Origin of the sequence: Aliamphritea spongicola (genome assembly GCF_017051665.1) — a bacterium.
Lineage (GTDB): Bacteria > Pseudomonadota > Gammaproteobacteria > Pseudomonadales > Balneatricaceae > Amphritea > Amphritea spongicola.
Genome location: NZ_JAFIDL010000028.1, coordinates 1 through 509 on the forward strand (window position 1 = coordinate 1; position 509 = coordinate 509).

Consider the following 509-nt stretch of genomic DNA (forward strand, 5'->3'; position numbering starts at 1 on the left):
AAACCATCATAAGCAGCATTCTGGGGATCAAAGCTGTAAGAGCCGTCTGAACTCAGAGTGAAACCCGCCGGCACGGAGGCGCCATTACTTACGCTGAAGCTTAAGCTGGCAGACTCATCAGCATCAGTGGCGGATAGCTGGCCAGAAATTGCTGAATCGCCTTCGTTTACGGTAGCCGTCACATCCGCACCGGCCACCGGGGCATCATTGGTGCCGTTCACGGTGATCTGGATTTGCTGAGTGTCAGTCGCACCGTTCTCATCAGTCACTGTGACCGGAATGGTCAGGGTCTGCACATCGCCCGCATCCAGACTTTCGTACGCAGCATCCTGTGGATTAAAGCTGTATGAGCCATCGGTATTCAGCGTGAAACCTGCCGGCACGGATGCACCGGTGGTGACGCTGAAGGTCAGAGAGGCAGAGTCGTCAGCATCGGTGGCTGTCAGCTGGCCAGAAATTGCTGAATCGCCTTCGTTTACTGTAGCCGTCACATCCGCACCGGCCACCGG

General features: G+C 56.2%; 1 protein-coding gene. It reads right to left on the reverse strand.

Annotation, left to right across the window (positions count from 1 at the left end):
* On the reverse strand, positions 1-491 hold a 491-nt coding region (locus tag JYB63_RS22580; protein WP_205660185.1), incomplete at its 3' end, for a cadherin-like domain-containing protein.
* Positions 492-509: the final 18 nt, after the last annotated feature.